Source organism: Flavobacterium sp. (assembly GCF_044368625.1).
Classification (GTDB): domain Bacteria; phylum Bacteroidota; class Bacteroidia; order Flavobacteriales; family Flavobacteriaceae; genus Flavobacterium.
The window spans coordinates 1-9,536 of the sequence record NZ_JBIPPD010000125.1; the positions used below are offsets into that span (position 1 = coordinate 1).

Here is a 9,536-nt window from a genome sequence, read left to right on the forward strand (position 1 = left end):
AATTGTTTATATTTTTTCATGCAAGACAAATTTAGGCTTTTGACCTTAAACACTTGGAGGAAAACTCCAAGTGTTTTTAATTTATCTGTTGCACTTATAACTTGAACTTACAGATAAACTAAATACGTATTTTCACCTTCCCAATGCGGCTAATGCAAGTTCTACAAAAACAAATTACATACAGCTGAACTTGGTAGAAGGAGATATAATTTCGATACAAGTAAAGAAGGACCGATTTGTTTCTACATCATCAGCTACTTTGCATGGCAAATTTTCTGATATTGTGTTAGAGATCGAAAAATTACCATAAGCTGTTGGTTGAAAATCGTTAAAATGTATAATTGTAAAAGTCACTTGAAAGAGTGGCTTTTTTCTTTAAAAAGGCTAACAATTTTTTTGTCGTTAGCTATGGGGAGTCAATAAGGCAATTCAAAATTGATTTTAATCTAAATGTCTTCTGGTACTGGATGCCAAAAACTAAAAGAGATAATTTTTTAAAGTTATAGATTTTCGAAATCTCTGTGACCGTTATCAGTATTATTTTTTAGTTGAGAATGCCTATTTTCAATTGCTATTCGAAATATAAAATTGAAGTTTAGATAAATTTTTAAACCTCAATATTCAAGTTATTCCATTTGTATTTTTTTTTCGCATCAATCCAATTTATAATCCAAAAGTACTTCAACAAAACATTCTATGAAGTGCGATTGTAGCAAGCAGTCTTTTTTTTGTCAGCAAGATGTTGTGGAAAGTGAGAATACGGCAATTACGAAAGCCTAAGCTAGTGCTTCGCCAGTTCACTTCGTTCGGGTCGCTCCTTAATTGGCCACTTCTTAGAGATTTTTGTTATAAAAAAAGCCACTCTTTCGAATGGCTTATCTGGTATATTATTCTAATTTTATAATAAATCCATCACTAATGACGGGAAAAAACCAATTACAATGTTCAAAACAATGGCGATAACTGCCACTCCATAATATAAAATGGGTGTTGCAATTCGCTCTTCGTTTGGTTCTTTGCCATACATTGCTAAAATTAGTTTGAAATAATAGCCAATACTAATAACGGAGTTGATTACCGCAATGATTACAAGGTACAAGTAACCTGCTTCAATGGTTTGGTTGAACAAGAATAATTTTCCAAAAAATCCTGCAAATATTGGAATTCCACCCATCGATAATAACGATCCAGTTAAAACGGCCGCCAAAAGTGGATTGGTTTTGCCCAAACCGTGAAAGTTGACAATGTCTTCGTTTTCGTTATTACGGCAAACATATAAGATTACCGCAAAAGCAGCAATTCCAGAAAAAGCATAAGCCGAAGCATAGTACAATAAAGTTCCCGCTGATGTACTCAAGGTTAACAACGTCATCAACATAAAACCAGCATGGGAAATTCCCGAGAAAGCCAACATTCGTTTTACGTTGTTTTGGCGCAAGGCCATAATGTTTCCAACAGTCATTGAAGCAATTGAAAGTACTACAATTACGATTTGAAAAGCATAAGTCATCTCGGCATTTAAAACAACCAATAATTTATAAAGTGTTGCCATTGCTACAACTTTGACCAATGTACTCATTGTTGCTGTTGTTAAAGCTGGAGCACCTTCGTAAACGTCTGGTGCCCAAAAATGGAAGGGAACTGCGGCAACTTTAAACAACATCCCAATGGTTATCATGACTACTCCAATAAAAAACCAAGCAGGCAACTCAGCTGAACGAGACAGAGAAGCAATTTCGGCTACGTCAAAGCTTCCCATAGCTCCGTAAACCAAACAGATTCCGAATAAAATGATTCCAGAAGCAAAAGCACCCATCAAGAAATATTTCATACCGGCTTCGTTGCTTCGCAAACTCAATCTTTCACTCGCACACATGACGTACAAACCAATTGATAAAATTTCTAGTCCTAAGAAATACATCGCTAAATTTCCGAACGAAATCATCGCAATTGCTCCTGACAAAATAAATACTTTGATGGATATGAAATCAGATATTTTAGTTGCGTGATTGCTATAAAAATTATGACTCATGGCCACAATAAAAATAGTCAATACGATAAAAAGACTTGAAAAAGTAACCGAAAAATCGTTGGTTACAATCATATTATTATAATAACTGGCTTCAGTTCCGTATTCCGAAATTGTTAAACCCAAAGTACCCAATAAACCAATAATGGTTACGGGAATAATTCCTTTTCTTAAATTGAAAATTTCAAATATCAGGCATAAAACCCCTAATCCTGTAATAGCTATTAATGTGTTCATTGTTGAATTTGAGGGTTATTGATTTATTTGTAATAAAATTGTTTCTAAAGAAGGCGTGATTAAATCAGTCAATGGTTTCGGATACAATCCGAAAAACATGATTACACCAATAATGCTTACCATTACCAATCCTTCACTTAAAGTTACATCTTTAAATTTTTTTGTATTTGTTTCACCTAACATCGAGTGTTGGTACAATTTCAACATGTAGTAGGCTCCTAAAATAATAGTCAATCCACCGAGTATAGAAAACCAAATATCAATTTGGAACAAAGCATACAATACGGTGAATTCTCCGATAAAATTGAATGTAGAAGGAAGTGATACAGAGGCAAACACCAATATCATGAACATTGATGCAAAGACTGGGGCCTGGGCACGGATGCCACCCATTTCTGATATTGTTCTGGTTTCAAATCTTCGGAAAATAATTTCAGCCGCAAAAAATAGTCCTACCACTACAAATCCGTGTGCCATCATTTGCAAAACTGCTCCGCGAAGTCCGTCGATGTTTAACGCATACGTTCCAGCAGCAATTAATCCTACGTGAGCCAACGATGAATAGGCCAATAATTTTTTGATATCTCTTTGGCGTAAAGCCACAATAGAGCCATAAATAACACCTGCTATTCCTAAGCCGATAAAGATGTTCATGTATTCTTTCGCTGCCAATGGAGCAATAGGTAATTGCCAACGAATTACGCTGTACAATCCCATTTTTAACATAATTCCTGACAATAACATAGTGCCCACGGTTGGTGCTTTTTGGTACACTGAAGCTTGCCAAGTGTGAAAAGGAACCAGTGGAATTTTAATTGCATATGCCAAAAAGAAGGCTAAGAAAATCCACAATTGTTCTGTTGTTGAAAGTTCTAAATTATATAGTGCTTCGAGTTGGAAACTTCCAGCTTTTCCGTAAAGATAGATAAAAGCTGTTAGCATAAATAGTGATCCTGCAAGGGTGTAAATAAAGAATTTCACTACTGCTTTTTTGCGTTCTTCTGCATCTCCATTACCCCAAATCAAAGCGATAAAGTAAATTGGAATCAAAGCCAATTCCCAGAAAATATAATATAAAAGTCCATCAGATGCCAAGAATGTCCCCGCCATTGCAAATGACATAAATAACAGTAAGGCATAAAAGTTTTTAGCATTTTTAAATTCATTTCCAAAAGAGGAAAGAATAATAATAGGTGTAAGGATTCCGTTTAATAATAGCATGGCTAATGCCAATCCGTCGGCTTTTAATGAAAAAGAAACGACAGGTTTAGTAATCCAAGCTATTGAAAAATCGATGTTTTGTCCCGTATTGAAAAGGCTTAACATGTATAGAGTAAAGCCCAAAGAAATCAAGCCAAACAAAAAAGCGACTTTCGAAGCCAATTTATCTCCTGCTAAAAAAGTTGCAAATGCGCCAACTAAAAGTATAATTAATAAGAAAGATATATCCATCATTTGAAAATTATTAAACTATAAATAAGTAGGAGATGATTGCACAAAACCCTATTACAAATACAAATAAGTAGAAACCAACACTTCCACTGTGTAATTTTTTACCTTGAAAACTCAATTCATTGGCTGCTTTTCCAAAACCAAATACGAAGGCAGACAAACCTGTTTCGATATAATCCCTAAAGAAGTTAGATAAAACATTGATAGGTTTTACAAAAATAGCATCATATATTTCGTCCACATAATATTTGTTGTAAAGTACCTTACTCATTCCAGTAAAAGTAGCATCCTCACCTGGAACTTGGTTTTGTTTGATGTATTTTGCATAAGCAACACCAATGCCGACCAAAGCACCAATTGTAGCAATACCCATTAACAAGTATTCAGTTTGCCCCAAGGCATGAGCTGTATGGCCTTCTTTTGCGAAAAATGGCATCAAGTAATGATTCAACCAACTGTTACCTGGCAAACTTATCAATCCTCCTATGGTGGCTAAAATTGCTAAAACGATCAGAGGGAAAGTAATTAAAGCAGGGCTTTCATGTATATGACTTTTTTGATGTTTTGTTCCTCTAAAATCATTGAAAAACGTTAGGAACATCAATCTGAACATATAGAAAGCTGTGAAAATAGAAGCCAAAGATCCAATTACCCATAAAATAGGACTTTCATGAAATGCGGTCATTAAAATTTCGTCTTTTGACCAAAATCCTGCTAGAGGAAAAATTCCTGAAATGGCCAAACTTGAGAGTAACATTGTGATAAAAGTGATGGGCATTACTTTTCGTAAACCACCCATTTTTCGCATGTCTTGTTCGTGTAAGGCATGAATCACAGATCCAGATCCTAAGAACAAACAAGCTTTAAAAAATGCATGTGTAATTACGTGGAAAACGGCAATTTCATAAGCGCCAAGTCCCAAAGCCAAAAACATCAATCCCAATTGAGAAACGGTAGAGTAGGCCAAAACTTTTTTAATATCCGTTTGAACCAATGCGATTGTTGCAGCAACTAAGGAAGTAATCGCTCCGATAATAGCAATTGCATTTTGAACAAGAGGAGCCAAATCAAACAAGAAATGTAAACGCGTAATCATGAAGATACCAGCGGTTACCATCGTTGCCGCGTGAATTAACGCGGAAACTGGAGTAGGTCCCGCCATCGCATCAGGCAACCAAGTGTATAATGGGATTTGAGCTGATTTACCTGCCGCTCCAATAAACAAAGCTACGGCAGCTATTGATATCATTGTTGTTTTTTCTTCTAAACCTCCGGCTAGGAAAAGAGATTTTAGTTCGGCGAAATTGATTGTATTGAAAACAAAACCTACGATAAAAATCCCAACCAATAAACCCAAATCTCCAATACGGTTCATGATAAATGCTTTTTTTGCAGCATCATTGAACTCTTGGTTTTTGTACCAGAATCCAATTAACAAGTAGGAACACAATCCAACGCCTTCCCAACCAATAAACATGATGAGTAAGTTACTTCCAATAACCAATGATATCATGAAAAATACAAACAAGTTCAAATAAGCAAAAAACTTATGCATATTTTCATCATCGTGCATGTAACTAATCGAGTAGAGGTGGATTAAAGCGCCAATTCCTGTTACAAACATCAACCACAATAAAGAAAGATGGTCTAATAAAAATCCAAATTCAACATTAAAATTACTTATCGCAATCCAATCGAATAATTGTACTTCTATCGGTTGATTGGTTTCGTTAATTTGTAAAAAGAATAACAAAGTTACCGCAAAGGAAACCAATACGGTTAAAGTTCCAATGATTCCGGTAAAGTTTTTTCCCAATTGTTTTCCTAAGAAAATGTTGAGTAAAAAACCTAAAAGTGGTGCTAATATTAAAACTAAAGCTAAAGTAGTATCCATTGAAAATTATCCTTTTAAGTTTTTTAAATTAGCGACATCAATCGAACCTAGATTTCGGAAAATAGCTACTAAAATTGCTAATCCTACTGCAACTTCAGCAGCTGCAACTGCCATTGAAAAGAACACGAAAACCTGTCCTTGTGCATCTTGATGATAGGTCGAAAAAGCAACAAACAACAAGTTCACGGCATTCAACATAATTTCTATTGACATAAAAACGATGATGGCATTTCGTCTATACAATACTCCAAATACTCCGATACAAAAAAGGATTACCGAAAGAAAAATATAATTTTCAATACCAATGTGGTTTAAAACATTATCCATAATTATTTAGCTGAATTTTCTTTTTTAGACAATAAAACGGCACCAATCATTGCCACAAGTAATAGTATTGATACAAATTCAAACGGAACCATAAAGCCATTATCTTGATCCAATAAAACCTGACCCAAAACTTTAATCGATTGGTAATCTTCTCCCGTAGTATCATAATCGCCCATGATGGGTTTGGTTTGTATAAAAATAGAGAGTAAAATGCCGCACGTAATCAATACCGATAAAACAGCTCCCAAACGGGTTATTCTCGGTTTGTGTACCTCGTCTTCTTTATTTAAATTCATCAACATCAACGTAAAAAGCAACAAAATCATAATTGCTCCAGAGTATACAATGATATGTACCAAAGCCAAAAACTGTGCATTAAAAAGCAAATAATGACCCGCAATTGAGAAAAAACAAATCACCAAGTAAATGGCACTATGAATCGGATTTCTGCTAAAAATCGTCATAAAAGCAGTGGCTAGTGTTACCGCTGCTAGAATGTAAAAAATAATAAGTACTGTCGACATTAGTTTGCGTTTTTTAATTTACCATTTGCAATTGCAGCTTCAAGAGGCATAACCAACTTGTCTTTGCCATAAATGAAATTCTCTCTTTCGTAATTGGCATCCACGAGCACTTTTGAGGTCGTTAGATAAATGGCTTCTTTTGGGCACGCTTCTTCGCATAATCCGCAGAAAATACATCGCAACATATTGATCTCATAAATCGATGCATATTTTTCTTCACGGTACAAATGTTTTTCATCCGCTTTTCGTTCCTCGGCTTTCATTGTGATCGCTTCTGCAGGACAAGATAAAGCACATAATCCACAAGCCGTACAACGCTCTCTTCCCTCATCATCGCGCATCAACATGTGTTGACCACGATACACATCACTTCGAGAACGCACTTGTTCTGGATATTTAATGGTAACTTTTCTCTTAAATAAGTGGCTGATGGTAATAAATAAACCTTTCACAATCGCCACAAGATACAAGCTCTCCCAAAAAGTCATCTTTTTGTTCGAAACCTCTTTTTTGCTTCCCGAGAGTGACATCGTTTGTATAGACATATCGTATTTATTTTATTTTTTTATTAGGAGCGAATCGCTGTTTTGTATTTGCAATCCCTATTCCCGCTTTCCGCTTCAATCTTTACTTTTCTGAAAAAAAAAAGTAAAGGATTTTCACTACAATCGGGGCTATTAAACAATCTTTTCGCCTTCTTTGATCTTTTGGTCTTGAGGAGCCCGTTAGGCAACTTAAACTTTTTTTACTATGTCGCAATTTACGACCAGACAACAGAAACTTTATTTCACTTATCCAAACCTAGCTCTCTACGTTCGGAGAGCTTGTCCCAATTTTTATCTGAAGGCGGGGAGAGGCTTTATTTATCAAACAATAAAATCACAATTCCCGTTACTATAATGTTTGCAATCGCAAGTGGAATTAAAGATTTCCATCCCAATCGCATCAATTGATCGTATCTAAATCTTGGTATTGTCCATCGAATCCACATAAAGAAAAAGATGAAAAAACAAATTTTTGCAAATAAAACAATTATTCCGAGAACATTCGCAATATTAACACCCCAATTTTCCACAGCCCATGTCATTCCTGGATAATTGTAAGCACCCAAGTACAAAACCGCCAAAATCGTAGAGGAAATAAACATTGCTGCATATTCGGCAAATAAATAGAATCCCATTCGCATCGACGAATATTCAGTATGGTAACCTCCAATTAATTCGGCTTCACATTCCGCTAAATCAAAAGGTGTACGGTTGGTTTCGGCAAATGAACAAATCAAAAAGATAATAAATCCGACAGGTTGGTAAAAAATATTCCAATTCATTCCCTCCTGCTGAGCGGCAATTTCGCGTAAGCTTAAAGTCCCTGTCATCATGATCAATGCGATGATAGAAAGTCCCATAGCTACTTCGTAAGAAATCATTTGGGAAGCAGCACGCATCGCACTCATTAATGAAAATTTGTTGTTGGAAGCCCATCCACCAATCATAATTCCGTAAACGCCAACGGACAAAACACCGAAAACATAAAGCAAAGCCACATCAATGTCGGTTGCTTGCAAAACAATGTCTCGGCCAAACATATTTAATTTATCACCCCACGGAATGACGGCACTGGTCATTAAGGCCACACTCATTGAAACCGCTGGTCCTACAACAAACAGAAACTTATTTGGTGTATCGGGTAAAAATTCTTCTTTCGAAAATAATTTTAATCCATCGGCAAGTGGTTGTAAAAGTCCACCTTTTCCAGCCCTATTCGGGCCTACTCGGTCTTGCAACCAAGCGGCAACTTTACGTTCTGCCAAAGTAGAATACATTGCCATCAACATTGTAATTGCAAAAATGATGGTAATAAAAATTCCTTTTTCTATGATAAGTGTACTATCCATTTTGATTAAATATTACCTTCTTTAAATACTTCTTTTTCTTTTCCTGTCAACGGAATTTCAGGCATGCTGATTTTCTTTCGATCTTGTTCACGACCTTTCAATATACCTTCTTCTGTTTCGATAATTACGGTTTCTAATTCACGCGTATAATTATTTTGATTGATTACAGAGAATTTTTCAAATTTGCGCGGTCCTTCAATTACCCAATCCGATACCTCTTTCTTGTCAAATCGACAGGTGTTGCAAATGAATTGATCTACTTCGTGATACACGTCTTTTCGACCGGTTACTCTCTGAATTTCATTTCCAAACATCCAAACTGTAGTTTTTCCACAACATCCTGGAGTGGTACATTCTCGATGTGCATCAAATGGCTTGTTGAACCAAACTCTTGATTTGAATCGGAACGTCTTGTCGGTCAATGCTCCTACAGGACATACATCAATCATGTTTCCAGAAAATTCATTGGTTATGGCTTTAGAAATACACGTCGAAATATTCGAATGATCGCCTCTGTCCATAACGCCGTGAACTCTGTTGTCTGTCAATTGATCGGCAACCATCACACAACGGTAGCACAAAATACAACGGTTCATGTGCAATTGAATATTTGGGCCAATATCTTCCGGTTCGAAAGTTCTTTTTTCTTCGATGTATCGCGTTTGTGATTTTCCGTGTTTGAAACTCAAATTCTGTAAATCACATTCACCCGCTTGGTCACAAACTGGACAATCCAATGGGTGATTGATCAAAAGAAATTCAGTTACCGATTTTCTCGCGTCTTGAACACGCTCAGAAGCTGTACTGTTGATTTCCATTCCATCTTGACAACCTGTTACACAAGAAGCCATTAATTTTGGCATCGGTCTTGGGTCAGCTTCGCTACCTTTAGCCACTTCCACTAAACAACAACGGCATTTTCCACCGCTTCCTTTTAGTTTCGAATAATAGCACATGGCTGGCGGAACAGATTCTCCACCAATCATTCGAGCAGCTTGAAGGATTGTTGTTCCTGGTGCTACTTCTATACTTTGACCGTCAATTGTTACTTTCATTATTGCTTATAAATTTTGAAATTCTTCAATATTAAATTGATATTTCTTGTCTATTAAATATTCTAATTGCTTTTTTAATTTTGAAATATGATTTTCGTCTGTTTGAAAACTTCCAAAAACAAAA

The 9,536-nt window shown here is 35.9% G+C and carries 8 protein-coding genes; all 8 read right to left on the reverse strand.

The genetic code is table 11. The features are described 5' to 3' along the window. Positions 1-898: 898 nt before the first annotated feature. Positions 899-2,266 carry an NADH-quinone oxidoreductase subunit N gene (locus tag ACIQ2X_RS10235; RefSeq protein WP_396178832.1) on the reverse strand — a complete coding sequence of 456 codons (1,368 nt, stop codon included), beginning with the start codon at positions 2,264-2,266 and terminating at the stop codon, positions 899-901. A gap of 15 nt (positions 2,267-2,281) precedes the next feature. Further along, positions 2,282-3,718: a NuoM family protein gene (locus tag ACIQ2X_RS10240; RefSeq protein WP_396178839.1), complete on the reverse strand. Its 1,437-nt coding sequence runs from the start codon at positions 3,716-3,718 to the stop codon at positions 2,282-2,284. A 13-nt stretch (positions 3,719-3,731) separates the two neighbouring features. Next, positions 3,732-5,612: an NADH-quinone oxidoreductase subunit L gene (nuoL, locus tag ACIQ2X_RS10245; protein WP_396178833.1), complete on the reverse strand. Its 1,881-nt coding sequence runs from the start codon at positions 5,610-5,612 to the stop codon at positions 3,732-3,734. 6 nt (positions 5,613-5,618) lie between these two features. Continuing rightward, complete coding sequence (gene nuoK / locus ACIQ2X_RS10250; RefSeq protein ID WP_396178834.1) at positions 5,619-5,939, reverse strand: NADH-quinone oxidoreductase subunit NuoK; 321 nt, start codon at positions 5,937-5,939, stop codon at positions 5,619-5,621. A 2-nt stretch (positions 5,940-5,941) separates the two neighbouring features. Beyond that, positions 5,942-6,463: an NADH-quinone oxidoreductase subunit J gene (locus ACIQ2X_RS10255; protein WP_396178835.1), complete on the reverse strand. Its 522-nt coding sequence runs from the start codon at positions 6,461-6,463 to the stop codon at positions 5,942-5,944. Beyond that, entirely contained in the window at positions 6,463-7,008 is a 546-nt protein-coding gene (locus tag ACIQ2X_RS10260; protein ID WP_396178836.1) for a NuoI/complex I 23 kDa subunit family protein, read from the reverse strand. The genes ACIQ2X_RS10255 and ACIQ2X_RS10260 overlap by 1 nt, the downstream gene beginning before the upstream one ends. A 314-nt stretch (positions 7,009-7,322) precedes the next feature. Next, positions 7,323-8,357 (reverse strand): NADH-quinone oxidoreductase subunit NuoH, encoded by a 1,035-nt coding sequence (gene nuoH, locus ACIQ2X_RS10265; protein WP_396178837.1) that lies wholly within the window; start codon positions 8,355-8,357, stop codon positions 7,323-7,325. Positions 8,358-8,362: 5 nt separating this feature from the next. After that, on the reverse strand, positions 8,363-9,412 hold the full coding sequence (locus ACIQ2X_RS10270; RefSeq protein ID WP_396178838.1) for a 2Fe-2S iron-sulfur cluster-binding protein: 1,050 nt from the start codon (positions 9,410-9,412) through the stop codon (positions 8,363-8,365). Between the last annotated feature and the right edge of the window lie 124 nt (positions 9,413-9,536).

Excerpts from the sequence above, each read along its gene's own strand:
- ACIQ2X_RS10235 (WP_396178832.1), bottom strand. The coding sequence starts at position 2,266 with ATGAACACATTAATAGCTATTACAGGATTAGGGGTTTTATGCCTGATA.
- ACIQ2X_RS10270 (WP_396178838.1), bottom strand. The coding sequence starts at position 9,412 with ATGAAAGTAACAATTGACGGTCAAAGTATAGAAGTAGCACCAGGAACA.
- ACIQ2X_RS10260 (WP_396178836.1), bottom strand. The coding sequence starts at position 7,008 with ATGTCTATACAAACGATGTCACTCTCGGGAAGCAAAAAAGAGGTTTCG.
- nuoH (WP_396178837.1), bottom strand. The coding sequence starts at position 8,357 with ATGGATAGTACACTTATCATAGAAAAAGGAATTTTTATTACCATCATT.
- nuoK (WP_396178834.1), bottom strand. The coding sequence starts at position 5,939 with ATGGATAATGTTTTAAACCACATTGGTATTGAAAATTATATTTTTCTT.
- nuoL (WP_396178833.1), bottom strand. The coding sequence starts at position 5,612 with ATGGATACTACTTTAGCTTTAGTTTTAATATTAGCACCACTTTTAGGT.
- ACIQ2X_RS10240 (WP_396178839.1), bottom strand. The coding sequence starts at position 3,718 with ATGGATATATCTTTCTTATTAATTATACTTTTAGTTGGCGCATTTGCA.
- ACIQ2X_RS10255 (WP_396178835.1), bottom strand. The coding sequence starts at position 6,463 with ATGTCGACAGTACTTATTATTTTTTACATTCTAGCAGCGGTAACACTA.